The sequence below is a fragment of the Streptomyces sp. NPDC046557 genome (genome assembly GCF_040645975.1).
Taxonomy (GTDB): domain Bacteria; phylum Actinomycetota; class Actinomycetes; order Streptomycetales; family Streptomycetaceae; genus Streptomyces.
Window position 1 is genome coordinate 52,696 of record NZ_JBEYZH010000020.1, and the last position, 24,262, is coordinate 76,957.

The window sequence follows — 24,262 nt, forward strand, 5'->3', positions numbered from 1 at the left end:
ACAGGGCTTCGGACAGCGCGGCGGCACCGGGACGGTCAGCGGGCCGCCGACGGGTGGCGCGGCAGCAGCCGGTCCGCCGCCACCAGCGCCCCCTCCACCAGCAGGGCCAGCAGCGCCACGAGCACGGCGCCCGCCACCACCTGCGCGGTGTTGTACGTGTTGAACCCGGCGGTGATGATCCGGCCCAGACCCCCCTGGCCGACCATCGCCGCGATCGTGGCGGTGGCGATGACCTGGACGGCGCCCGAACGCAGGCCCGTCATCACCAGCCCCCGCGCCAGCGGCAGTTCCACCCGTAGGAAGAGCTGGCTCCCGGACATCCCCATGCCCCGGGCCGCCTCGACCACCGAGCGGTCCACTTCGCGCATGCCCACGTAAGCGTTGGTCAGCAGCGGCGGGATCGCGAACAGCACGAGCGCGATGACGGTCGGCAGATAGCCGGCGCTGCGCAGCGGCGAGACCATGAACAGGGCCAGGACCGCGAAGACCGGGACGGCCCTTCCGACGTTGGACACGTTCACCGCGAGGGTGCCGCCCTTGCCGAGGTGCCCGAGCCACAGCCCGAGCGGCAGCGCCACCGCGCAGGCGACGCCCAACGCGACCCCGCTGACGAACACGTGCTCGCCGAGTCGGTGCCAGACGCCGTTCTCCCCGGCCCAGTTGGCGCCGTCCGTCAACCAGTCCCACGCCCCGCCCAGTACACCCATGGCTCAGGCCCCCTCGGCCGGGACGGACACCGGTACATCGGGCGCCGCCGCCTTGCGCGGCGCCCGGCCCGCCCGGGTCCACGGCGTGAGCAGCCGCTGTACGCCGAGCAGCAGCAGGTCCGCGACCAGCGCGAGCAGCACGCACAGCGCGGAGGCCGTGAGCACCTGCGCCTTGAAGGAACTGTTCACGGCGGGGGCGATGAGGTTGCCCAGCCCGCCCTTGCCCACGATGGAGCCGACGGTCGTCAGCGCCACGGTGGACACGGTGGCGATCCGCACCCCGGCCAGCAGCGCGGGCAGCGCCAACGGCAGCTCGACCTGCCACAACAGCCGCCCCGGGCCGTACCCCATCCCGCGCGCGGCTTCCCGTACCTCCTCGGGCACGGCCGCGAGCCCGGCCATCACATTGCGGACCAGGATGGTCAGCGAGTACAGCACCAGACCCGTCACCACGAGCGCCGCCGACAGCCCGAAGAACGGCAGCAGCAGCGAGAACATGGCGAGCGAGGGGATCGTGTAGAGCAGGGTGGTCAGGCCGAGGACGGGAGCCGCCCAATGGCGGCCCCGGCGGGCCAACAGCGCGAGCGGTACCGAGACCACGAGACCGATCAGCACCGAGACGGCGGTGATCCACACGTGTTGCACGGTCGCGTCGGTGAGCTCCTGGGATCGGGAGGTGACGTAGTCCCAGCAGAACCAGTCGTTGGCCACGAGGCAGTTCCGGTTGTCCACGCCGCTCACCTCCTCTCACCGGACGCATACATTTTCGATCAAGGGCCCGCCGCGTGGGGGCACGGCCGGAACCGACCATAACCCCCGGCACCGACAACGGCCGGAATCCTTCGCACTCGGGCAACACGCCCTTCACACAACTTGCCCGCCGGGTGAGGAAAGATGGCGAGGTGATCCGATTCGAGCATGTGACCAAGCGCTACCCCGACGGGACCACGGCCGTCGAGGACCTGTCCTTCGAGGTGGCGGAGGGTGAGCTGGTCACGCTGGTCGGCCCCTCCGGCTGTGGCAAGACGACCACCATGAAGATGGTCAACCGGCTCATCGAGCCGACCTCCGGCCGCATCCTGCTGGCCGGCGAGGACATCTCCGCCGCCGATCCCGTCGAACTGCGCCGCCACATCGGCTACGTCATCCAGCAGGTCGGGCTGTTCCCCCACAAGACGGTGCTGGAGAACACGGCCACCGTGCCCCAGCTCATCGGCACCCCCAAGGCCAAGGCCCGCGCCCGCGCCGCCGAGTTGCTCGAACTCGTCGGCTTGGACCCGTCGGTGTACGGCGACCGGTACCCGGAGCAGCTCTCCGGCGGCCAGCGCCAGCGCGTCGGCGTGGCCCGCGCGCTCGCCGCCGACCCGCCGGTGCTGCTGATGGACGAACCGTTCGGCGCGGTGGACCCGGTGGTGCGCGAACGCCTCCAGAACGAGTTCCTGGAGCTCCAACGCACCGTCCGCAAGACGATCCTGCTGGTCACGCACGACTTGGAGGAGGCGATCCGGCTCGGCGACCGGATCGCCGTCTACGGCACGGGCACCATCGAGCAGTTCGCCCGCCCGGCCGTGGTACTGGCGTCGCCAGCCACCGCGTACGTGGCCTCCTTCGTCGGCGCCGACCGGGGTCTGAAGCGGCTCGCGGTCACCCCCGTCGACGCGGCCGACCTCACCCCGGCGGGCGACGCCGCCCCGGCCGTCGAGGTCCCGCTCGGCGCCACGCTGCGCGAGGCGCTCGCGGCGCTGCTCCAAGAGGACTCCGGCCGGATCGGGATCAAGGACCCGGACTCCGGCGCGCTGCTCGGCGTACTGACCCCCGAGGCCGTGCACCGGGCCCTGCGCCGGGCCCGGCTCCAGGAGGCATGAGGGCCGCGAGCGGGGAAACAAAAGGAGAGTGACCGGCCGTCAGGGCCCGTCACTCTCCTGCCTTCCACCCGCCGGATTCCCGCCGGCGGCCCGACTCGTACCGCTCAGGCCTGCATCCGGCCGCTCACCCACACCAGCATCGGAGCGATCTCCCGGCGCCAGGTGTTGAAGTTGTGGCCGCCGCTGTCGAGGACGATCGAGGAGACCCGGTCCGAGCCCTTGACCAGCTTGATGAACTTCTTGGTGTCGCCCAGGTTGTCCTCGCCCTTCTCGCTGGTCGTGACGAGGAAGGACGTACCGGTCGGCTTCTTGTGCTCGACGCTGTGCAGGACGTCGGCGCGCTTCTTCAGCTTGTCGTCGCCCTTGAACAGGTCACCGGTCGTCGGGTCGTCCGCGGCCTGGTAGTACGCGGACAGGCCCACACCGACGCCGAAGGTCTGCGGGTAGTGCGCGGCGATCTTCAGCGCGCAGTAGCCGCCCGTGGAGTTCCCGATGAAGCCCATGTTCTGCGGCTTCTTGCCCACCCGGAAGGTGGACTGGATCGCCTGCGGCAGGTCCTGCCCGAAGAAGGTCTCGGTCTGCGGGCCGCCCGGGATATCCACGCACTCGGTGTCACGCGGAGGGGCGATCGTCGGGCGCAGCATCACGAGGATCATCGGCTGCATCTTGCCCGCTTTGGCCTGCTTGAAGGCCGTTATGGGGTAGTTCAGCCCTTTGATCAGGTTTTCGGCCGTACCCGGGTAGCCCGTCAACACGATGGAGGCCGGGAAGTTCTTGTTCTTGTAGTGCGGCTGGAAGTACTCCGGCGGCAGCCACACGTACCCGGGGCTCGTTATCTTTGACTTGGGGCCGCTTATGGCAACCTTCAGGATCTGACCGGCCACCTGGGGCTTGGCGCCACCCGGCACGTCCAGGCTCTGCTTGTCGACGACCTTGATGTCCTTGCTGCTCATCGAGTGGTCGACGACCTTGCCCATGGACGTCTGCTGGCCGAACAGGTCGGCCCAGGAACCGTAGAAGAGGAAGGATTTGTTCGCTGCCAGGCCGACCGCCGAGAACAGGGCCAGCTGGGTCACCAGCAGGAGGCCGATCCGGCCGAGCATCGCGCGCCAGGTGCGGCCCGAGAGCCGTGGCCAGAACCACACCGTGGCCGCGAACAGCAGCACACCGAGGATGATGGCCAGGACCAGAACCGTATTACTGGTGAGACCCATGAGCAGTCAGTCGACTTTCTGATGGCAGGGCTGGTTTTTCTCGACGGAAGAGTGAACCCGCTGGCCCTTGATGTCGTCCTAGGGGACGCACCACACTCCGGAGGCTGTCGCGGCCTTCGGCCATATGATCTCTCGCGGAGCAACGGGAAGCGATGTCTAGCAGGATAGATGGCGATAAGTCGGGACAGGTTCCGAAGGCGGTCCGCCGAATCTTCCGCGGACCCAAGCCGGAGTCGGTGCCCGGCCTGGTAGGTACGGCCGTCATGATCGTCGGCCTTCTGGACATCGCGGCGGGCGTCTTCCCGCGATTCCGGCACAGCCGGTTCCACTCGTTCACCGAGGTGCTGCCCGGCTCCCTGGGTCCGTTCGCCGCCGCGCTGTCCATCAGCGCGGGCGTACTGATCCTGCTGCTGGCCCACGGCCTCAAGCGGCGCAAGCGGCGTGCCTGGCGGGCCGCGGTCGTCCTGTTGCCCGCGGGCGCGGTGGCGCAATTCACATACCGGCACTCCTTCATCGGCGTGGTCATCTCGGCGGTGCTGCTCGGCCTGCTGCTGCGCCACCAGAATGAATTCAAGGCGCTGCCGGACCCGCGCAGCCGCTGGAAGGCGCTGGCCAACTTCGTCCTGATGAGCGCCGGCTCCATCGGTCTCGGCCTGGTCATCGTCAACGTCCACCCGAACAAGGTCGTCGGCAACCCCGGCCTGTACGAGCAGATCACCCACGTGGTCTACGGGCTCTTCGGCTTCGAGGGCCCGGTCGCCTACGCGGGCCGCGTCTCCTGGACCGTCGGCTACTCCCTGGGCGCGCTCGGCATGCTGACCGCCGTCACCACCATCTACCTGGCCTTCCGCCCCGAGCACCCGGCCGCCCGGCTCACCGCCGACGACGAGGCCAAGCTGCGCGAGCTGCTGGCCAAGCACGGCGGCCGCGACTCTCTCGGCCACTTCGCGCTGCGCCGCGACAAGGCCGTCGTCTTCTCCCCCAGCGGCAAGGCGGCCGTCACCTACCGCGTCGTCTCCGGCGTGATGCTCGCCTCCGGCGACCCGGTCGGCGACGTCGAGGCATGGCCCGGCGCCATCGAGCGGTTCATGGAGGAGGCCAAGGCCCACTCCTGGACCCCGGCCGTCGTGGGCTGCAGCGAGACCGGCGGCGAGGTCTGGACCCGCGAGACCGGGCTCGACGCCCTGGAACTGGGTGACGAGGCGATCGTCGACGTCAAAGACTTCTCCCTCTCCGGACGCGCCATGCGCAACGTCCGCCAGATGGTGAAGCGCATCGAGCGCAACGGCTACACCACCAAGGTCCGTCGGGTCAGCGAGCTGTCCGAGGAGGAGCTGGGGCAGGTCCGCGGTGCCGCCGAGGCGTGGCGCGGCACCGACACCGAGCGCGGCTTCTCCATGGCGCTGGGCCGGGTCGGCGACCCGGGCGACGGGGATTGCTTCATCGCCACCGCGCACCGCGTGGAGGAGGGCGACACCAGTCCCTTCGGCGACCTCAAGGCCATCCTGCACTTCGTGCCTTGGGGCAAGGACGGCATGTCGCTGGAGCTGATGCGCCGTGACCGCGCCGCCGACCCCGGCATGAACGAGCTGCTGATCGTCGCCGCCCTCGGAGCCTGCCCGGGCCTCGGGATCGAGAAGGTCTCGCTGAACTTCGCGATGTTCCGAGCGGCCCTCGCCCGCGGCGAGAAGATCGGCGCGGGACCGGTGCTGCGGATGTGGCGCGGCCTGCTGGTCTTCCTGTCCCGCTGGTTCCAGATCGAGTCCCTCTACAAGTTCAACGAGAAGTTCCGGCCCCGCTGGGAGCCGCGCTTCATGGTCTACCGGCACACCCGCGACCTGCCCCGCATCGGTTTCGCCGTGATGCAGGCCGAGGGCTTCGTGACCCTGGCCTTGCCCCGGCTCTTCGAGAGCCGCCGGCGGCCCAAGCCGGTCCGCCCCTGCGCCCACACGCACGAGGGCGCGGCGGTACCCGCCCAGGCGGGCGAGCGCGAGGTCCGGGTGGCGTAGCCGGCGGGAGCGGGACGCCCGGCCCAGGGCGGCCCGCCCGCGTCGGCCACGGCCGGCGCCCACGGCCGGGGCGGCCGGGGCCCGCAGTCGGCGACCGTGGCCACGAAGGGCCGCGGCCCGACCGCGAAGGCCGCCGCGGCCCGCGAGGGCGCCGGCGGCGGGCCCGGCCGGGGCCCGTCCCGGCCACCGCCCGGCCAGGGCCCGGGCCCTACCCTTGAGCTATGAACACCAACCACGGGGCCACCGCCAGGGGCCGGGTGACGGGCCTGCCGGAGTGGGACCGCTGCGCGGTCATGGGCGTCGTGAACGTCACCCCCGACTCCTTCTCCGACGGTGGCCGCTGGTTCGACACCACCGCCGCCGTCAAGCGCGGCCTCGACCTCGTCGCCCAGGGCGCCGACCTCGTCGACGTCGGCGGCGAGTCCACCCGTCCCGGCGCCACCCGCGTCGACGCCGAGGAAGAGCTGCGCCGCGTGGTCCCCGTGGTGCGCGGCCTGGCCGCAGAGGGGGTCGTCGTCTCCGTCGACACCATGCGCGCCGAGGTCGCGGCGCGGGCCGTCGCCGCCGGCGCGCGCCTGGTCAACGACGTCAGCGGCGGACTGGCCGACCCGGGCATGATCCCGGCCGTGGCCGCCGCGGAAGTGCCGTTCGTGGTCATGCACTGGCGCGGCTTCAGCGCCGGCATGAACAGCCTCGCCGTCTACGGGGACGTCCTCGCCGAGGTCACCGCCGAACTCCGCGACCGCGTCGACGCCGTCGTCGCCGGCGGCATCGCGCCCGAGCGGCTCGTGGTCGACCCCGGCCTGGGCTTCGCGAAGAACGCCGAGCACGACCTGGCCCTCGTGGCCCACCTTCGCGAGCTGCGGGAGCTCGGCTACCCGCTGCTGGTCGCCGCCTCGCGGAAGCGTTTCCTCGGACGGGTCCTGGCCGGGGCCGACGCCGCCCCGCCGCCCGCCCGGGAACGGGACGCCGCCACGGCCGCCGTGTCCGCGATCGCCGCCCACCAGGGCGCCTGGGCGGTACGGGTCCACGAGGTACGGGCGACCGCCGACGCGGTTCGGGTGGCCCGCGCCGTGGAAGGGGCACTGTGATCCGTCAGACCGACCTGGAAGGGGCACGGTGAGCCGTACCGACATCGAGGCCGTCGAAGAGATCAACACCGCCTTCTACGAGGCCATGGAGCAGGGGGACTTCGACGCGCTGTCGGCGCTCTGGCTGGAGGACGAGATCTCTTGCGTGCACCCCGGCTGGCCGGTGCTCTCCGGGCGCGGCGAGGTGCTGCGCTCGTACGCCCTGATCATGTCCCACACGGAGTACATCCAGTTCTTCCTCACCGACACGAAGGTGGCCGTCCTCGGCGACACCGCCCTGGTCACCTGCACCGAGAACATCCTCAGCGGCGGCCCCGCCGAGGACAGCGGTGAGCTGGGCCCGCTGGTCGGTCAGCTGGTCGTCGCCACGAATGTGTTCCGACGCACATCCGAGGGCTGGCGGCTGTGGTCCCACCACGGTTCACCGGTCCTTACGGACTCCGAAGATGAGGACGAAGGGGACACCGACTGACCCCATGGGCGGGGCCGGAGGTCTATCGCGGGTAAATTCGAAGGCGGACGACGCCGACCGCACTCGGCGTAGGCCCATGGCCCCGGGAGTCCCGGGACCGGAAGCACCTACGAAACAGGAGTGATTCGCGTGGATCGTGTCGCGCTGCGCGGCCTCAAGGCTCGCGGGCACCACGGCGTCTTCCCCCGGGAACGCGAGGAGGGCCAGACCTTCATCGTCGACCTGGTGCTGCACATCGACGCCCGTCCCGCGGCGGCCGACGACGACCTGGCCAAGACCGTGCACTACGGAGTGGTGGCCGAGGAAGTCGTCGACGTGGTCCAGGGAGAGCCGGTCGACCTGATCGAGACCCTCGCCGAGCGGATCGCCCAGCAGTGCCTCAAGCACGAAGCGGTGGCGCAGGTCGAGGTCGTCGTCCACAAGCCGGACGCGCCGATCACCGTCCCGTTCGACGACGTGACCATCACGATCACCCGGAGCCGCGCATGAACAACGGACTCAACGCCCAGAGCGACCCCACCGTGCAGCCCGTTCCCGCCTCGGTGGTGGAGACGGTCGACGCGGCGGACACGACCCTGTCCAACCCGAAATGGGCCGTCATCGCGCTCGGCGCGAACCTCGGCAACCGCCTGGAGACCCTCCAGGGCGCCATCGACGCCCTCGGCGACACCCCGGGGCTGAGGGTCAAGGCCGTCTCCCCCGTCTACGAGACGGAGCCCTGGGGCGTCGCGCCCGGCTCGCAGCCCTCGTACCTCAACGCCGTCATCAGCGTGAAGACCACCCTGCCGCCTTCCTCCCTGCTGGAGCGCGGGCACGCCATCGAGGAGGCGTTCGACCGCGTCCGCGAGGAGCGCTGGGGGCCGCGCACGATCGACGTCGACATCGTGGCGTACGCCGACGAGGTCCGCGACGACCCGGTCCTCACCCTCCCGCACCCCCGGGCGCACCAGCGGGCGTTCGTGCTCGCGCCCTGGAACGACATCGACCCCGAGGCGCAGCTCTCGGGCCGCGGAGCGGTCTCCGCGCTGCTGGCCGGAATCGGCCTGAGCGGCGTCGCGCCGCGCCCGGACCTGGAACTCCACCTCCCCGAGTAGTCGTTAGCCTGTTCACTGCTGACGAAACGGCTCAGAAAGCGGGGAACGGGCACGTGAAGCAACTGAGGCCGGCGGTCCTGGCGGGCATCTTCGTGGTCGCCGGGGTGCTGTCCTGGGCGGGCGCCAGGCTGTGGAACGCGTACGGCAACCTGCCGGGCGTTCCCCTGGCCGCGCCGATCGTCCTCGCGGTGATCGCGGCGATCCTGTTCGCGACGGGGCTGTCGATGCGCACCCGCCTCAAGGCGCAGCGCGAGCGCCGCCCGGGCGCCAAGGGGGTCGAGCCCCTGATGGCGGCCCGCGCGGTCGTCTTCGCGCAGGCCAGCGCCCTGGTCGCGGCCCTGGTCGCCGGTATGTACGGCGGTGTCGGCGTGTTCCTGCTGACCGACTCCCTCGATGTCCCCGCCCGCCGCGACCAGGCGTGGTACGCGGGCGGCTCCGTCCTGGCGGGAGCGGCGGTCGTCGCGGCGGCCCTGTTCCTGGAGCACGTCCTCAAGCTCCCGGAGGACGACGACACCAACCCCCACTCCCCGGCCCGCGCCTGACGCCCGCGGCCGGCCCCGGACCGGACCGGCCGCGGGGTGGTCAGCGGGCCATGATGAGGCTCATGGCCTCGTTGCGGGTCGCGGGGTCGCGGAGCTGGCCGCGGACCGCCGAGGTGATGGTCTTCGCGCCGGGCTTGCGGACCCCGCGCATGGTCATGCACATGTGCTCGCACTCGATGACCACGATGACGCCGCGCGGCTCCAGGATCTCCATGAGGGAATCCGCGACCTGCGTCGTCAGCCGCTCCTGCACCTGCGGGCGGCGGGCGTACACGTCCACCAGGCGGGCGAGCTTCGACAGGCCGGTGATCTTGCCGTCCGCCGACGGGATGTAGCCGACGTGCGCGACGCCGTGGAAGGGCACCAGGTGGTGCTCGCAGGAGCTCATCACCTCGATGTCCTTCACCAGGACCATCTCGTCGTGGCCCAGGTCGAACGTCGTCGTCAGGACCTCCTCCGGCTTCTGCCAGAGTCCGGCGAATATCTCCTTGTACGACCGTGCCACCCGCGCCGGCGTCTCCAGCAGGCCCTCGCGGTCGGGGTCCTCACCGACCGCGATCAGCAGCTCGCGCACGGCCGCCTCGGCGCGCTTCTCGTCGAACGTGCCGATCGTGCCCTCGCCGCCGGTCAGGGTCACTGGGTCGGTCATGTCTTCCTCGTTCCTGTGTGCACAGCGCTCGCGGGCAGGTGAAAGTGCCGCGCCCCCCAGGCTAGAACCTGGGGGGCGCGGCATGCATTCCGGGGCCGGTGGGGGCCGGCCCGCTACACCGACTACTCGGTGCGGTCCTCCGGAGAGACCTCGGGGGCCTTCTCCACCGAGACCGCCGGCGAGCCGGCCGCCGAGGCGCCGTTCGCCGAGTTCGTCAGCTGGAGCTCCTTGGGAGAGAGCACCGGCGGACGGGTGGAGGGGGTGCGGCGGGCGGAACCGGTCCACGCCGGACGGGCCGGACGCTTCACGATCGTGGAGAAGATCTCCGCGATCTCCTCCTTGCCCAGCGTCTCCTTCTCCAACAGCGCGAGTACGAGGTTGTCCAGGACGTCCCGGTTCTCGACCAGGATCTCCCACGCCTCGTTGTGCGCGGTCTCGATGAGCTTCTTGACCTCTTCGTCGACCAGCGCCGCGACCTCTTCCGAGTAGTCCCGCGGGTGCGACATCTCGCGGCCCAGGAACGGCTCGGTGTTGTCGCCGCCGAACTTGATCGCGCCCAGCCGCTCGGTCATGCCGTACTGGGTGACCATGGCCCGCGCGGTGGCGGTGGCCTTCTCGATGTCGTTCGCCGCGCCCGTGGTCGGGTCGTGGAAGACCAGTTCCTCGGCCGCGCGCCCGCCCAGCATGTACGCGAGCTGGTCGAGCATCTCGTTGCGCGTGGTCGAGTACCTGTCCTCGTCGGGCAGGACCATGGTGTAACCCAGGGCCCGGCCGCGGGACAAGATAGTGATCTTGTGGACCGGGTCGGAGTTCGGGGAAGCCGCCGCGACCAGGGCGTGGCCGCCCTCGTGGTACGCGGTGATCTTCTTTTCCCGGTCCGACATGATCCGAGTCCGCTTCTGCGGGCCCGCCACGACGCGGTCGATCGCCTCGTCCAGCATGTCGTTGTCGATCAGCTTCTTGTTCGAGCGGGCCGTGAGCAGCGCGGCCTCGTTCAGAACGTTGGAGAGATCGGCACCGGTGAAGCCGGGGGTGCGGCGGGCGACGGCCGAGAGGTCGACGTCCGGCGCGACCGGCTTGCCCTTCTGGTGGACCCTGAGGATCTCCAGACGGCCCTGCATGTCCGGACGGTCGACCGCGATCTGCCGGTCGAAGCGGCCCGGGCGCAGCAGCGCCGGGTCGAGGATGTCGGGACGGTTCGTGGCGGCGATCAGGATGACGCCGCCCTTCACATCGAAGCCGTCCATCTCGACCAGCAGCTGGTTGAGGGTCTGCTCGCGCTCGTCGTGACCGCCGCCGAGGCCCGCACCGCGGTGCCGGCCGACGGCGTCGATCTCGTCGACGAAGACGATCGCCGGCGCGTTGGCCTTGGCCTGCTCGAACAGGTCGCGGACGCGCGAGGCACCGACACCGACGAACATCTCGACGAAGTCGGAACCGGAGATCGAGTAGAAGGGAACACCGGCCTCGCCCGCGACGGCACGCGCGAGCAGGGTCTTGCCGGTGCCGGGCGGGCCGTACAGCAGCACGCCCTTGGGGATCTTGGCGCCGACGGCCTGGAACTTCGCCGGCTCCTGGAGGAACTCCTTGATCTCGTGGAGCTCCTCGACGGCCTCGTCGGAGCCCGCGACATCGGCGAACGTCGTCTTCGGGGTGTCCTTGGTGATGAGCTTGGCCTTGGACTTCCCGAAGTTCATCACCCGGGAGCCGCCGCCCTGCATCTGATTCATCAGGAACAGGAAGACGACGACGATGAGGACGAACGGGAGCAGCGAGAACAGCACGCTCAGGAACGGGCTGGTCTTGTCCGGCGAGACGGTGTACCCGTCGGTGATCTGACCGGCTTCGTACTTGGTCTGGAGGTTCTGGGCGAGCTGGACGCCCTGGTCCCCGATGTAGTTGGCCTGGAACTTGGTGCCGTCGTTGTTGCCGAGCTTCTGGTCCTTCTTGAGCTCGATCTTGATCATCTGGCTGTCGCCGGTGGTGAGCTTGGCGCTCTGCACCTGGCCACTGTTGATCGCCTTGATGACCTCGCTGGTCTCCACCGACTTGTAGCCGCCGCCGGAGCCGACGACGTTCATCAACACGACCACGGCGAGGACGGCCAGCACGATCCACATGACCGGCCCACGGAAGTATCGCTTCACGTCCATCCATACGGGGCGCTAGGCACCCCGTCCCTCCTGCCCGTAGGTAAATGCTGCTGTGAGTAAAGACTGTTCTTCGGAATGTACCCCTGAATTGTCACCCGCGGCCTCGTGGGACGGCTGACAGACCCGCCTTCCCCTGGTCCAACGGCGGGAAGCGCCGCCAGGTTCCCCCGGGAGCCGCAGGTTTCCCTGAGTTCCCCGGGGGCGGGCGCGGGGTTCACCGCACGGCCCGTGCGGCCGGTCAGCCGCCGTAGACGTGCGGGGCGAGCGTGCCGACGAACGGCAGGTTGCGGTACTTCTCCGCGTAGTCCAGGCCGTAGCCGACCACGAACTCGTTCGGGATGTCGAAGCCGACCCACCGGACGTCGATGGCGACCTTCGCGGCGTCGGGCTTGCGCAGCAGCGTGACGACCTCCAGGGAGGCCGGTTCGCGCGAGCCCAGGTTCGACAGCAGCCACGACAGGGTCAGCCCGGAGTCGATGATGTCCTCGACGATCAGGACGTGCTTGCCCTTGATGTCGGTGTCCAGGTCCTTGAGGATCCGCACGACGCCGGAGGACTGGGTCCCGGCGCCGTAGGAGGACACCGCCATCCAGTCCATGGTGAGCGGGGTGGACAAGGCGCGCGCCAGGTCCGCCATCACCATCACGGCGCCCTTGAGCACACCGACGATGAGCAGGTCCTTGCCCGCGTACTCCGCGTCGATCTTCGCGGCCAGCTCCGCCAGCTTCGCGTCGATCTCTTCCTTGGTGATGAGCACCGACTGGAGGTCGTCGCCCATGTCCTTCTCGTCCACCCGCATCACTTTCGTCGTCGGCCGGGACTCCGGAGGTGGGTGCCCCCGGAGGACTCAGCCGCGTTTCAGCACCAATCAGCCCTGCCGGATGACAAGTCTGCCACCCTGCCGCTGGGCCTCGACCCTGCCGGGCAGGTTGATGGCGCCCTGACCGCGCCATCCGGTGATGAGGCGGTCCACTTCCTCGATGTGACGGGCGAAGAGCGAGCCCGCGGGGGACCCGGCGGCGACCACGGCCCGGCGCAGTACCCGGCGGCGGACGGCCGGGGGCAGGGCGTACAGCTTGGCGCACTCCAGGCGGCCGTCGTCGTCGCGTACGCGGGTCTCCGCGTCGGCGGCCCAGGCGTCCAAGGCGTCGGCGTCGTCGCGGGAGAGCTGGGCGGTACGGGCGAGCGCCTCGACCACTCCCTTGCCGAGCGCCTTCTCCAGGGCGGGCAGTCCCTCGTGGCGCAGCCGGGAGCGGGTGTAGGCGGGGTCGATGTTGTGCGGGTCGTCCCAGACGGGGAGGGACTGGACCATGCAGGCTTTGCGGGCGGTCTGCCGGTCGATCTGGAGGAACGGGCGACGGTAGCGGTGGCTGCGGCCGGGGCCGCCGGACACTTCCGCCATGCCGGAGAGCGAGCGGATGCCGGAGCCGCGGGCGAGGCCCAGCAGGACGGTTTCGGCTTGATCGTCACGCGTGTGGCCGAGCAGCACGGCGACGGCTCCGAGCCGGTCCGCCGCCTCGTCCAGGGCGGCGTAGCGGGCGTCGCGCGCGGCGGCCTCCGGGCCGCCGTCGCGGCCGACGCGCACGGCGACGGACTCCACCGGGTCCAGGCGGAGCGCGGTCATGCGGGAGACGACCTCGGCGGCGCGCAGGTCGGAGCCGACCTGGAGCCCGTGGTCGACGGTGATCCCGCCGGCCCGCAGGCCGAGCTTGGGGGCCTCGAAGGCGAGGGCGGAGGCGAGCGCCATGGAGTCGGCGCCGCCCGAGCAGGCGACGAGGACGAGCGGCGCGGCGCCGTCCGCGGCGGCGGGGGTCGCACCGGACCGGTTCCGGGGCACTGCCGTGTGACGGCCGGTGGGGCCGTGGGCGGGAGCGCCGATCGCGCTCCGGTCCCCCGGGTCGGTCAGGTCGGTCAGGTCGGTCAGGACGTCGTGGAGTACGCGGCGGACCGCCAGGCGTATCGCCGCGACCGCAGGATGGGGACCCATGTCCGGTGCCCTTCGTGGAGTTCGGATGCCTCGGAGGCGTGGGGTGGTGCGCAGGGTGTCCTCGGTCTGCCCGGTACCGCCGGGTTACCCGCGAGGGGTCCCGGGATTCCGGTTGTCACTCCTGTTGTCACTCAGAGTGCGTCGATGGTGACAGAACCGAGCCGTTCCCTGAGCATCGCACGCCCTTCCACGGCCCACGGTCCCTCGGAAGGGTGATGCTGCTTCCCCCAACGAGACAAGTTCACACCTGCCCGCCGCGGAAACGCGCCCCGCGCCGCGCCCGGGTTCACGCCCCTTCGCTCCCGTCCCGCCCCTCGCTCCCCTTGCGGTGGACGCGTGCCACCCAGTCCGCGGGCTTGGCGATCTCCGCCTTGGTGGGCAGCGTGTTCGGGGAGGTCCAGACGCGGTTGAAGCCCTCCATGCCGACCTGGCCGACGACGGCGCGTACGAACCGCTCGCCGTCGCGGTACTGGCGCATCTTGGCGTCGAGGCCCAGCACCTTGCGCAACGCGGCGTCGAGGCGGCCGGCGCCGCTGGCCCGGCGCTGCTGGAACTTCTCCCGGATCTCGGCCACCGAGGGCACCACCTCGGGGCCCACGCCGTCCATCACGAAGTCGGCGTGGCCCTCCAGCAGCGACATCACGGCGGTGAGCCGGGCCAAAACCTCCCGTTGCTCGGGGGTCTGCACGAGGTCGACCAGCGAGCGACCCTCGTCGCCCTCCTCGGAGTCGGGGCGGGCGCCGGCGAAGGACTGGGCGGCCTCGCGCAGCCGTTCCAAGATGGTCATCGGGTCCATCTCGGTGGCTCCGAGGAACGTCTGGATTTCGCCCTCCAGGTGGGCGCGCAGCCACGGGACGGCCGCGAACTGCGTACGGTGTGTCTCCTCGTGCAGGCACACCCAGAGGCGGAAATCGTGCGGGTTGACCGCCAACTCCCGCTCGACGTGCACGATGTTCGGGGCGACGAGCAGCAGCCGGCCGCCGCCCTGGGCCGAACCCGGCAGGTCGAGCGTCGCGGGCGCGAAAGTCTCGTACTGGCCGAGCACCCGGGAGGCCAGGAAGCTCAGCAGCATGCCCAGCTCGACGCCGGTGACCTTGCCGCCGACCACACCGAACACGGCGCCGCCGGGGGTGTTGCCGCGGCGCTCGTGCATCTTGCCGAGCAGCGGGCCCAACAGTTCCCGGAAACCGGCCACGTTGGCCTTGACCCAGCCGGCCCGGTCGACGACCAGGACGGGCGTGTCGTGGACGGTGGTTCCCTCGGGCAGCGCACCCATCATCCGGGTGAAGTCGCGCACGTGCCGTTCCGAGGTCCTGGCGTGCCCGCGCAGCTCCGCCACCACGGCCCGTGCCTCGTCCCTGCTGACCTCCGGGCCGGACCGGACCAGCCGGGTCGCGGTCGCCACCGCGAGGTTCCAGTCGACCATCTCCGCACCACCGATGCTCGTCATGCGTCAACCGTACGTGGACCGGCCCGCCCGCGGGATCCCCTCGACGCCGGCTACGGTGTAGCCGCCACCGTGGACGCCAGTTTGTCCAGGGCCCGCTCGGCGGTCGCGCCGTCGGGTCCGTTCGCGCTCAGGAACGCGAAGGCGACCAGCCGGCCGGAGGGGACGACGACGGTCCCGGCGAGGGAGTTCACCCCGGTCAGGGTGCCCGTCTTGGCCCTGACCAGGCCCGCGGCCTGGGAGGCGCCGGCGTTGCGGGTGCGCAGGGTGCCGGTGAACCCGGCGACGGGGAGTCCGGTGAGGACCGGCCGCAACGCGGGGCGCTGCGGGTCGGCGGCCCGGACGAGGAGGCCGGTGAGCAGGCCGCTGCTGACCTTGTCGGCGCGGTTGAGCCCGCTGCCGTCGGCGAAGCGGGCCCCGGCGGTGTCGACGCCGAGGGAGGCGAGCTTGTCGGTGACGGCCTTCTCGGCGCCCTCGAAGCTCGCGGGTTGCCCGGCGGCGAGGGCCGTGTGGCGGGCGAGGGCCTCGGCGATGTCGTTGTCGCTGTTGGTCAGCATCCGCTCGACGAGACCGCCGAGCGGGGTGGACAGGGTGGTGGCCAGTGGCTGGGCGCCCCCGGGCGCCTTGGCTCTCGCGGGGTCGGCGGTGACCTTGATGCCGCGTTCCTTCAGCAGGGCGGCGAAGGCGCGGGCGGTGTCCCGGGCGGGGTCCTTGCTCCGCTCGACGGGTCCCGAGCTGCTGTCGTCGGGCCTGCCTTCGTCGGCCATGAGGGCGGTGACGGGGGCGAGGTTGACGTTCTCGCCGATGGGGTGGCGGGCGGGACCGGTGTAGAGGGAGTCGTCGTAGCCCAGGGTCACGGAGTGGGTGCCGCCGGCCTTGAGCGCCTGGGCGGTGTCGGCGGCGAGGGCGACGAGGCTGCCGCCGGACCCCGCGGGGCTCTTCTTCTTCGCGGTGAGGGAGGGGTCGCCGCCGCCCACCAGGACGACCTGTCCGGGCCCGGCCCCGGGGACCACCGTGGTGCGGATGCGGTACTCGGGGCCGAGGGCGGCCAGCGCCGCCGAGGCGGTGGCGATCTTGACGGTGGAGGCGGGGGTCATCGCTTCGCGCGGCCCGGATTCGTACAGCACCTCGCCGGTCGCCGCGTCCACGACGGAGGCGGTGCGGAGGGTCCCCAGAGCGGGATCGGCCAACAGGGGCTCCAGCGCCTCCGCCAGTCCGCCGGAATTCGACGCTCCGGCCTCGTGGAGCGTGCCCGGACCGATCCCGGCGAGCACCCCGGGCGCGCTCGGGGCGGGCTGCGGCAGCGATCCCGCCGCGTGATCTGCGCCACCCGTGAGGCTCCAGGAGGCGGCCCTGTCCCGCTCGGCCTTACGCTGGCCGGAGTCCCACGGACCCGCGGCGCCCACCGTCACGGCCGACAGGGCGAGGCCGGCCACGGCCGACCCCGCGATGAGCTGCCACGTCTTGACCGGAGGCACCTCGGACCAGCCCCTTTCGCGATCACACATATGCGTGAGGGACACTTAACCATTGCGTCTTGCCGCGAGCATGGCACCCCACCCGGCTGGGCCGGGGCGGACGCGCACGCAGGTGAATCAACGCAGTCTCGTAGCAATGAGCTGATCATGGAGGAGCAGGACGTGGAGTTCGACGTCACCATCGAGATCCCCAAGGGTTCGCGGAACAAGTACGAGGTGGACCACGAGACCGGCCGGATCCGTCTGGACCGTCGCCTGTTCACCTCCACCAGCTACCCGGCGGACTACGGCTTCGTCGAGAACACCCTGGGCGAGGACGGCGACCCGCTGGACGCCCTGGTCATCCTGGACGAGCCGACCTTCCCGGGCTGCCTGATCAAGTGCCGGGCGATCGGCATGTTCCGCATGACCGACGAGGCGGGCGGCGACGACAAGCTGCTGTGCGTGCCGGCCTCCGACCCGCGCGTCGAGCACCTGCGCGACATCCACCACGTCTCCGAGTTCGACCGCCTGGAGATCCAGCACTTCTTCGAGGTCTACAAGGACCTGGAGCCGGGCAAGTCGGTCGAGGGCGCCAACTGGGTGGGTCGCGCCGAGGCCGAGGCCGAGATCGAGGCGTCGTACAAGCGCCTGGAGGCCCAGGGCGGCCACCACTGAGCCCTGTGCTCGGACGTGGGTGAGCGGGATCTCCCGCCGCCCCTGTGACACCGCGGGCGGTGCCCCCAGAGGGGGGTGCCGCCCGTTGTCGTGTCCGGACCAGGGGTCCGGGGGACTGCCCCTCCGGACCCGCGGGGGGTTCCGCTTTCGCCGGGGAGGAAACGATTCCGCATACTGATACCGCTGGTGATCGCTGACTGGAGGACGCGTGGCGGAAGCCGACCGGGCAGAGGACAAGAAGCCCACGTCCGACGAGGCGCACAGCGCCTTCGCCCGGCCGTCCGGGACCGGGACCGACGCGCCGGAAGAGGACCAGCCCACCTCGGAGTTCGCCTTTCCCGACGGCATGGCGGCGCAGCCCGCCGAGCCCGAAGGTTCCGCTTTCGCTCCTCCGGCCACCTACAGCGGCCGGCACTCCCCGCCCGCGTACACCCCCGGCCACGGCTTCCCCGTGGCCCGCATGCCGGAGTCCCCGTGGCAGGACCGGATGCGCACGATGCTGCGCATGCCGGTGGACGTACGGCCCGTGCCGGAGCCGGTGCAGAAGCAGAGCGAGGCCGGGCCGGCCGTGGGCCGCGTACTCGACCTCACGCTGCGCATCGGCGAGCTGCTCCTCGCGGGCGGCGAGGGGGCGGAGGACGTCGAGGCCGCCATGTTCGCGGTGGCCCGCAGCTACGGGCTGGACCGCTGCGAGCCCACGGTCACCTTCACCATGCTCTCCATCACCCACCAGCCCTCCCTGGTCGGCGACCCGGTCTCGGCGAGCCGGACCGTCCGCCGTCGCGGCACCGACTACAACCGGCTCGCGGCCGTCTTCCGGTTGGTGGACGACATCAGCGCCCACGAGATCGACGTCTCCCTGGAGGAGGCGTACCGGCGGCTCGCGGAGATCCGCCGCAACCGGCACCCCTACCCCGGCTGGATGCTCACCGCCGCCGCCGGGCTGCTCGCCGGCGCCGCGTCCACGCTCGTCGGCGGTGGGGTGCTGGTGTTCCTCGCCGCCGCGATCGGCGCGGTCCTCGGCGACCGGCTGGCGTGGCTCTGCGCGGGGCGCGGGCTGCCGGAGTTCTACCAGTTCGTGGTGGCCGCGATGCCGCCCGCCGCGATCGGGGTGGCGCTGAAGCTGGCGGACATCGACCTCCGCGCCTCCGCCGTCATCACCGGTGGGCTGTTCGCGCTGCTTCCCGGGCGGGCCCTGGTCGCGGCCGTGCAGGACGGCCTGACCGGCTACTACATCACCGCCTCCGCCCGCCTGCTGGAGGTCATGTACCTGTTCATCGGCATCATCATGGGGGTGCTGGTGGTGCTGTACGTCGGGCTCCAGCTGCACGCGAAGCCGAACCCGGACGAGGTGCTGCTGATCACGCAGCGCCCGCTGATCCAAATCGCGGCCTCGATGGTGCTGGTGTTCACCTTCGCGATCCTGCTCCAGCAGGAACGCTCCACGGTGTGGATCGTGACCTTGAACGGCGCGGTGGCCTGGGTGACGTACGGGGCCCTGCACTACGCGGGCAACATCCCGCCGGTGCCGTCCACGGCCATCGCCGCCGGCCTCGTCGGCCTGTTCGGGCAGCTCTTCTCCCGCTACCGCTTCGCCTCCGCGCTGCCGTACACGACGGCGGCCATCGGCCCGCTGCTGCCGGGCTCGGCGACGTACTACGGCCTGCTGCTGATCGCGGAGAACCGGCTCAGCGAAGGCCTCGGCTCGCTCGTGAACGCCGCGGCCATCGCCCTGGCCATCGCGATCGGCGTCAACCTGGGGTCCGAGACCTCACGGCTGTTCATGCGCATCCCCGGCGCCGCGAGCGCCGCCACCCGCCGGGCGGCGAAGCGGACCCGCGGCTTCTGAGGCCGCCGACGCCGGGCGGCCGCGCGGGGCGCACATGACGGCGCCCCGGAGGCTCGTGTCCTCCGGGGCGCCCGTACGCGGGGGGGGATCAGCGCTTGGCGTGGCGGCGGCGCTGGGCGGAGGCCGGGGGCTCGCCCGCCCTCTGGCGGCCCAACGCGGCGGGCGCCTCGGCAGCCGCGGCCTTCTTGTACTTGCGCGCCTTGAGCACCTCGAAGACCACCGGGATCACCGAGATCAGCACGATGCCGATGAAGATGGTCTCGATGTTGTTCTTGATGACGTCGAACTGGCCCAGGTTGTAGCCGAGCACGGTCACGCCCGCGCCCCAGCCGATACCGCCGATGACGTTGAACACCAGGAAGGTGCGGTACTTCATCGCGCCCGCGCCGGCCACCATCGGCGCGAACGTACGGATGATCGGGACGAAGCGGGCCAGGACGATGGCCTTGGGGCCGTGCTTGTCCATGAAGTCGTGCGCCGCGTCGAGGTTCTCCCGCTTGAAGATCCTGGAGTCGGGCCGGCTGAACAGCTTGGGGCCGAAGAACTTGCCGATCAGGTAACCCACCTGGTCACCGAGGACCGCGGCCGCCACGATCAGCGTGCAGACCAACCACAGCGGCTTGCCGATGTCACCGCTCGCGGTGAACAGGCCCGCCGTGAACAGCAGGGAGTCGCCGGGCAGGAACGCGAAGAGACCCGATTCCGCGAAGACGATGACCAGGGTGCCGATCAGGCCGAACTGCCCGATCAGATACTCCGGCGACAACCACTCAGGGGCGAGCGCAAGCGTGTACACGAGTTCCGGGCTCTCCTGGATCGGGGGATGTCCGCTGCGCGGCGCGCGCCACGGGTGGCTTCAAACACGGGCGGTTTCAAACACGGGTGGTTTCAATTATGAACGCACACCGCCCCCACCGGGTTCCAGGGACCCGGAGGGGGCGGTCGGGCTCACACGCCGGCGCCGGCGTGGGTCACACGGATCGGACCGCGTTCGCCAGGATCGCGTCCCGGAGGAACACCGCCAGCCCCGGACGGATGGCGTCGTAGTACGCCGTGAACCGCTCGTCCGCGACGTACATCTCACCGAGGCAGGTGTGCATCTCGTACGAGCAGTCGTAATGGTTCGCGGTGATGGATCCGCGGTGCTCCTCGGCCAGGTCCATGGCCGCCTCGGAGTCCGGGGCCGCACCGGACCCCAGCAGCCGGGCCAGACGCCGGTGGATGTCGTCCGCCTGGGCCTGGATCCGCCGCCAGTCCTCCTTCGTATAGGAAGCCGCCCGTCGGGCGGACTCCTTGTACGCGTCGGTGTCGCCCCACCGCTGCCGGACCTCGGCCGTGTGCTCGTCGGGGTCGAAGTCCCCGAAGACCTCGAACTTCTCCTCGGGCGTGAGGTTGATTCCCATCTGCTGCGCCTCCATGGCGTGCTCAACGGCCTTGGCCATCCGCTGGAGCCGGTCGATCCGGTCGGACAGGAGGGCGTGCTGCCGGCGCAGGTGCTCCCTCGGGTCCGAGTCCGGGTCGTCCAGCAGGACCGCGACCTCTTCGAGCGGGAAGCCGAGCTCCCGGTAGAACAGGATCCGCTGCAGCCGGTCGAGGTCGGCGTCGTCGTACCGCCGGTGCCCCGCCCCGCTGCGCCCGCTCGGACTGAGCAGGCCGATCTCGTCGTAGTGGTGCAGCGTGCGCACCGTGACTCCGGCGAAACCGGCGACCTGGCCCACGGAGTAGCCCATCGCTTCCGCTCCTCTGGTTGGGTACGCCCTTCACTGTGGGCCCTCACGCGGCGTGAGGTGCAAGTCCCGACCTCGGCGGAGGGTTACCGGGGCGTCCCGGCCTCGGCCACCAGCTCGAAGGCCGTCTTGCCGTCCAGGGACTCGCGCACGATGTCGGCGTGGCCGGCGTGCCGGGCGAACTCCTCGACCAGGTGCAGCAGCATCCAGCGCATCGACACCTTGCCGTCCTTGGGGAACCAAGGGGCGTCCGGCAGCGGGAACGTCTCGTCCAGGCTGTCGAGACCCGCGACGAAATCGGCCGTCTGCGCCGCCACGTCGTCCCAGAACGCGAGGACCTCCCCGACCGTCTCCTCCCCGACCAGCCGGAAGGAGTCGCCCCAGGTCTCCTGCGTGCGCTGCCGTTCGTTCGGCCGCTGCTGTGCCATCCGCAGCCAGTTGAGCTCGCACTCCGCCGAGTGCTTGAGCAGCCCCGACAGGGACAGTTCGCTCGCGCTCGGACGGCTCGCCGCCTGCTCCTCGGTGAGCCCGAGCACCGAGCGGCGGATGCCGCCGCGCTGGGCCTCCACGAAGGAAAGGAGCGCGCCGCGCTCATCGCCGTAGGACTCCGCGGGAACGTGCGTGACCATGCTGAACCGCCTCCGTAGGGGTGTCTCTTCCCGTCTCCTGCTGACAGGGAACACGCTACGGAGGCTTGCGGTCAGCCTCTGTCCGCAACCGGGCCGTCTTGCCGATCAGAAGGGGAAGTGCGTCCGGCCGTGCTGGACGGAGATCCACTTCTGGGTGGTGAAGGCCTCCACCGTCGCCTCGCCGTTCAGCCGGCCCAGCCCAGACGCCTTCTCGCCGCCGAAGGCCGCCAGCGGCTCGTCTCCGATGGTCGAGTCGTTGACGTGGATCATCCCGGTCTCGATCCGCTGGGCGAACCGCACGCCGCGCTCCACGTCCCGCGTGTGCACGGCGCCGCTGAGCCCGTAGGGCGTGGCGTTGGTCAGGCGCACGGCCTCGTCCTCGCCGTCGAACACGACCAGCAGCGCGACGGGCCCGAAGATCTCCTGGCCCAGCAGCGGGGAGTCCTCGGGGAGCCCGGCCAGCACCGTCGGTTCGACGAGGTTGCCGCGCGTAGAACCGCGTACGAGCGCCTGCGCGCCCTCCTCGACGGCGCGGTCCACGAGGGCGGTCAGGGCGTCGGCCTGGAAGGAGTTGATCAGGGGGCCGATGTGGGTGTCCGCGTCGTGCGGGTCGCCGGTCTTCAGGCTCCGCACCCGGGCGGTGAACTTCTCGGTGAACTCCCCGGCGACGGAGGCGTCCACGAGGATCCGGTTGGCCGCCATGCAGACCTGACCCTGGTAGACGAAGCGGCTGAAGACGGCCGCGTCCACCGCGTAGTCGAGGTCGGCGTCGTCGAGGACGACCAGGGCGCTGTTGCCGCTGAGTTCCAGGACGGTCCGCTTGAAGTGGCGGGCGGCGACGGCGCCGACGTGCCGGCCGACCCGGTCGGAGCCGGCGAAGGAGATGACCTTGGGGACGGGGTGGGTGAGGAGCGCGTCGCCTATCTCGGCGATGTCGGTGACCAGGACGTTCAGCAGTCCGGCCGGGAGCCCCGCGTCCTCGAAGATTTTGGCGATGACCCCGCCGCCGACCACCGGGGCGTTCTGGTTGGGCTTGATCACGACGGCGTTGCCGAGCGCGAGCGCCGGGGCGACCGACTTCATGGTCACCAGGAACGGGAAGTTGAAGGGGCTGATCACGGCTATGACGCCGACCGGGAGGCGCTGGACGCGGTTCTCCTTGCCCTCGACCGGGGAGGGCAGGATCCGCCCTTCGGGGCGGATGGCCAACTGGATCGCCTCGCGGATGAACTCCATCGCGAGGTGGACCTCGTACTCGGCCTTGGGACGGGTCCCGCCGAGCTCGTCGATCATGGTCTCGACGATCTCCTTGCGGCGGTCCTCGGTGATCCGCAGGGCCCGCTCCAGGACGGCGCGTCTCGCGTAGGGGCCGGTGGCCGCCCACTCGCGCTGCGCGCGTTCGGCGGCGCGGTACGCCTGGTCCACTTGGTCGACCGTGGCCGCGGTGATCGCCGCGAGCTTCTCGCCGTTGTAGGGATTGACGTCGATGATGTCCCACGAACCGGCCCCGGGCAGCCATTCGCCGTCGATGTACTGGTGGGCCAGGTCGTCGAATATGGACATGCCATCCCTTACTGCGAGCGCGCACCCGTGCGCTGCACCGGAGACCGATCGGTCGTCGTCATGCACTGATCAGACGTCATAGTACGTGCGAATCAAGACAGTTGAAGGAGACCGCGCAGGAGATCGCGGGTCTGGTCGGGGTCGGGGCAGTCCGCCTGGAGCCGCTCCATCGCCCGGGCGTACTGCGCCACTTCCTCGTCTTTGTCCAGGTAGAGCGCGCTGGTGAGCTGTTCCAGATAGACGATGTCCTGGAGGTCGGACTCGGGGAAGCGCAGCAGGGTGAACGCGCCGCTCTCGCCGGCGTGGCCGCCGAAGGAGAAGGGCATCACCTGGAGCCGGACGTTGGGGCGCTGGGACACCTCGATCAGGTGCTCCAACTGACCGCGCATCACGGCGCGGTCGCCGTAGGGACGCCGCAGCGCGGCCTCGTCGAGGACGGCGTGGAAGACGGGGGCGTTCTCGGAGACGAGGGCCTTCTGGCGCTCCAGGCGCAGCGCGACGCGGCGGTCGATCTCGGCCGGGGTGGCGCCCGGCATGCCGCGCTTGACGACGGCCTGGGCGTACGCCTCCGTCTGCAGCAGCCCGTGGACGAACTGGACCTCGTAGATACGGATGAGGGAGGCCGCGCCTTCGAGACCGACGTACGTCTGGAACCAGCCGGGCAGCACGTCGCCGTAACTGTGCCACCAGCCCGCGGCGTTGGCCTCGCGGACCAGCCCCAGGAGGGACTCCCGCTCCGCGCCGTCCGTGACTCCGTAGAGCGTCAGGAGGTCCTCGACGTCCCGGGCCTTGAAGCTCACCCTTCCCAACTCCAAGCGGCTGATCTTCGATTCTGATGCGCGGATCGAGTAGCCGGCCGCCTCACGGGTGATGCCGCGGGATTCTCGGAGTCGCCTGAGCTGTGAGCCCAGGAGGATGCGGCGCACCACGGAACCGCTGGCTTCTGCGGTCACTAGTCCTGCCCTCCCCATCGCAATGGTGTGCGCGTGGTCAGCGCTGTCGTCTGCGTGCTGCGTCGCCGGGGCCCCCGAACCCCAGGGGCCGCAGTCTGCCACCAAAACGCACCCACCCGTACTCGTTCTGTAACGGAATCCGGCGCCCCGGAAAAGAAGTCCGCCAGTATGCGTAG

At 70.8% G+C, this 24,262-nt stretch carries 23 protein-coding genes; 9 read left to right on the top strand and 14 right to left on the bottom strand.

Annotated features, from left to right (window positions below):
- Window positions 1–35 precede the first annotated feature (35 nt).
- Together ABZ934_RS26125 and ABZ934_RS26130 are read right to left on the bottom strand one after the other, a co-directional pair.
- Window positions 36–707, bottom strand: a complete 672-nt coding sequence (locus ABZ934_RS26125; protein ID WP_361317690.1) for an ABC transporter permease — start codon at window positions 705–707, stop codon at window positions 36–38.
- 3 nt (window positions 708–710) lie between these two features.
- On the bottom strand, window positions 711–1,439 hold the full coding sequence (locus ABZ934_RS26130) for an ABC transporter permease (RefSeq protein ID WP_361317692.1): 729 nt from the start codon (window positions 1,437–1,439) through the stop codon (window positions 711–713).
- A 170-nt stretch (window positions 1,440–1,609) separates the two neighbouring features.
- Between ABZ934_RS26130 and ABZ934_RS26135 the strand changes: the two genes are divergently transcribed.
- Window positions 1,610–2,572: an ATP-binding cassette domain-containing protein gene (locus ABZ934_RS26135; RefSeq protein ID WP_361317695.1), complete on the top strand. Its 963-nt coding sequence runs from the start codon at window positions 1,610–1,612 to the stop codon at window positions 2,570–2,572.
- A 104-nt stretch (window positions 2,573–2,676) separates the two neighbouring features.
- Here the strand turns inward: ABZ934_RS26135 and ABZ934_RS26140 are convergent, their stop codons facing one another.
- The gene (locus tag ABZ934_RS26140; protein ID WP_361317698.1) at window positions 2,677–3,786 is read right to left on the bottom strand and encodes an alpha/beta hydrolase-fold protein; all 1,110 of its coding nucleotides are present in this window, start codon (window positions 3,784–3,786) and stop codon (window positions 2,677–2,679) included.
- A 152-nt stretch (window positions 3,787–3,938) separates the two neighbouring features.
- On the opposite strand from ABZ934_RS26140, the gene ABZ934_RS26145 reads away from it, so the two are divergent.
- The 6 genes from ABZ934_RS26145 (at window position 3,939) to ABZ934_RS26170 (ending at window position 8,994) form a co-directional block, all read left to right on the top strand.
- Window positions 3,939–5,795: a phosphatidylglycerol lysyltransferase domain-containing protein gene (locus tag ABZ934_RS26145; protein ID WP_361317701.1), complete on the top strand. Its 1,857-nt coding sequence runs from the start codon at window positions 3,939–3,941 to the stop codon at window positions 5,793–5,795.
- 221 nt (window positions 5,796–6,016) lie between these two features.
- A complete protein-coding gene (gene folP / locus ABZ934_RS26150; RefSeq protein ID WP_361317703.1) occupies window positions 6,017–6,886 on the top strand; it encodes a dihydropteroate synthase in 870 nt (289 codons plus the stop codon).
- 28 nt (window positions 6,887–6,914) lie between these two features.
- On the top strand, window positions 6,915–7,358 hold the full coding sequence (locus ABZ934_RS26155; protein ID WP_136216386.1) for a nuclear transport factor 2 family protein: 444 nt from the start codon (window positions 6,915–6,917) through the stop codon (window positions 7,356–7,358).
- A gap of 129 nt (window positions 7,359–7,487) precedes the next feature.
- Window positions 7,488–7,847 (top strand): dihydroneopterin aldolase, encoded by a 360-nt coding sequence (folB, locus tag ABZ934_RS26160; protein WP_136216387.1) that lies wholly within the window; start codon window positions 7,488–7,490, stop codon window positions 7,845–7,847.
- Window positions 7,844–8,452, top strand: a complete 609-nt coding sequence (gene folK / locus ABZ934_RS26165; protein ID WP_361317706.1) for a 2-amino-4-hydroxy-6-hydroxymethyldihydropteridine diphosphokinase — start codon at window positions 7,844–7,846, stop codon at window positions 8,450–8,452. The genes folB and folK overlap by 4 nt, the downstream gene beginning before the upstream one ends.
- Before the next feature lie 53 nt (window positions 8,453–8,505).
- Window positions 8,506–8,994 (top strand): DUF3180 domain-containing protein, encoded by a 489-nt coding sequence (locus ABZ934_RS26170; protein ID WP_361317709.1) that lies wholly within the window; start codon window positions 8,506–8,508, stop codon window positions 8,992–8,994.
- Window positions 8,995–9,034: 40 nt separating this feature from the next.
- Here the strand turns inward: ABZ934_RS26170 and folE are convergent, their stop codons facing one another.
- The 6 genes from folE to dacB form a co-directional block, all read right to left on the bottom strand.
- On the bottom strand, window positions 9,035–9,643 hold the full coding sequence (gene folE / locus ABZ934_RS26175; protein WP_361317712.1) for a GTP cyclohydrolase I FolE: 609 nt from the start codon (window positions 9,641–9,643) through the stop codon (window positions 9,035–9,037).
- 122 nt (window positions 9,644–9,765) lie between these two features.
- Complete coding sequence (gene ftsH, locus ABZ934_RS26180; protein WP_361317715.1) at window positions 9,766–11,796, bottom strand: ATP-dependent zinc metalloprotease FtsH; 2,031 nt, start codon at window positions 11,794–11,796, stop codon at window positions 9,766–9,768.
- A 238-nt stretch (window positions 11,797–12,034) separates the two neighbouring features.
- Entirely contained in the window at window positions 12,035–12,595 is a 561-nt protein-coding gene (gene hpt / locus ABZ934_RS26185) for a hypoxanthine phosphoribosyltransferase (protein ID WP_136216392.1), read from the bottom strand.
- A gap of 69 nt (window positions 12,596–12,664) precedes the next feature.
- Window positions 12,665–13,783 carry a tRNA lysidine(34) synthetase TilS gene (tilS, locus tag ABZ934_RS26190; protein WP_361317717.1) on the bottom strand — a complete coding sequence of 373 codons (1,119 nt, stop codon included), beginning with the start codon at window positions 13,781–13,783 and terminating at the stop codon, window positions 12,665–12,667.
- 286 nt (window positions 13,784–14,069) lie between these two features.
- On the bottom strand, window positions 14,070–15,233 hold the full coding sequence (locus tag ABZ934_RS26195) for a zinc-dependent metalloprotease (protein WP_361317720.1): 1,164 nt from the start codon (window positions 15,231–15,233) through the stop codon (window positions 14,070–14,072).
- Window positions 15,234–15,283: 50 nt separating this feature from the next.
- Entirely contained in the window at window positions 15,284–16,708 is a 1,425-nt protein-coding gene (dacB, locus tag ABZ934_RS26200) for a D-alanyl-D-alanine carboxypeptidase/D-alanyl-D-alanine-endopeptidase (RefSeq protein ID WP_361317723.1), read from the bottom strand.
- Between the two features lie 162 nt (window positions 16,709–16,870).
- Here dacB and ABZ934_RS26205 point away from each other — a divergent pair, with 162 nt between their 5' ends.
- Together ABZ934_RS26205 and ABZ934_RS26210 are read left to right on the top strand one after the other, a co-directional pair.
- Window positions 16,871–17,365 carry an inorganic diphosphatase gene (locus tag ABZ934_RS26205; RefSeq protein WP_030031597.1) on the top strand — a complete coding sequence of 165 codons (495 nt, stop codon included), beginning with the start codon at window positions 16,871–16,873 and terminating at the stop codon, window positions 17,363–17,365.
- 208 nt (window positions 17,366–17,573) lie between these two features.
- Window positions 17,574–19,214 carry a threonine/serine exporter family protein gene (locus ABZ934_RS26210; RefSeq protein WP_361317726.1) on the top strand — a complete coding sequence of 547 codons (1,641 nt, stop codon included), beginning with the start codon at window positions 17,574–17,576 and terminating at the stop codon, window positions 19,212–19,214.
- A gap of 88 nt (window positions 19,215–19,302) precedes the next feature.
- On the opposite strand, the gene ABZ934_RS26215 is transcribed toward ABZ934_RS26210, so the two are convergent.
- From ABZ934_RS26215 to ABZ934_RS26235, 5 genes are all read right to left on the bottom strand, one after another.
- Window positions 19,303–20,010 carry a VTT domain-containing protein gene (locus ABZ934_RS26215; RefSeq protein ID WP_361317729.1) on the bottom strand — a complete coding sequence of 236 codons (708 nt, stop codon included), beginning with the start codon at window positions 20,008–20,010 and terminating at the stop codon, window positions 19,303–19,305.
- A 175-nt stretch (window positions 20,011–20,185) separates the two neighbouring features.
- On the bottom strand, window positions 20,186–20,944 hold the full coding sequence (locus ABZ934_RS26220; RefSeq protein WP_361317732.1) for a MerR family transcriptional regulator: 759 nt from the start codon (window positions 20,942–20,944) through the stop codon (window positions 20,186–20,188).
- Between the two features lie 83 nt (window positions 20,945–21,027).
- A complete protein-coding gene (locus tag ABZ934_RS26225; RefSeq protein ID WP_361317734.1) occupies window positions 21,028–21,570 on the bottom strand; it encodes a DinB family protein in 543 nt (180 codons plus the stop codon).
- Between the two features lie 105 nt (window positions 21,571–21,675).
- Window positions 21,676–23,133 (bottom strand): aldehyde dehydrogenase family protein, encoded by a 1,458-nt coding sequence (locus ABZ934_RS26230; RefSeq protein ID WP_361317737.1) that lies wholly within the window; start codon window positions 23,131–23,133, stop codon window positions 21,676–21,678.
- A gap of 92 nt (window positions 23,134–23,225) precedes the next feature.
- Window positions 23,226–24,104 carry a helix-turn-helix transcriptional regulator gene (locus ABZ934_RS26235; RefSeq protein ID WP_361317739.1) on the bottom strand — a complete coding sequence of 293 codons (879 nt, stop codon included), beginning with the start codon at window positions 24,102–24,104 and terminating at the stop codon, window positions 23,226–23,228.
- Window positions 24,105–24,262 lie beyond the last annotated feature (158 nt).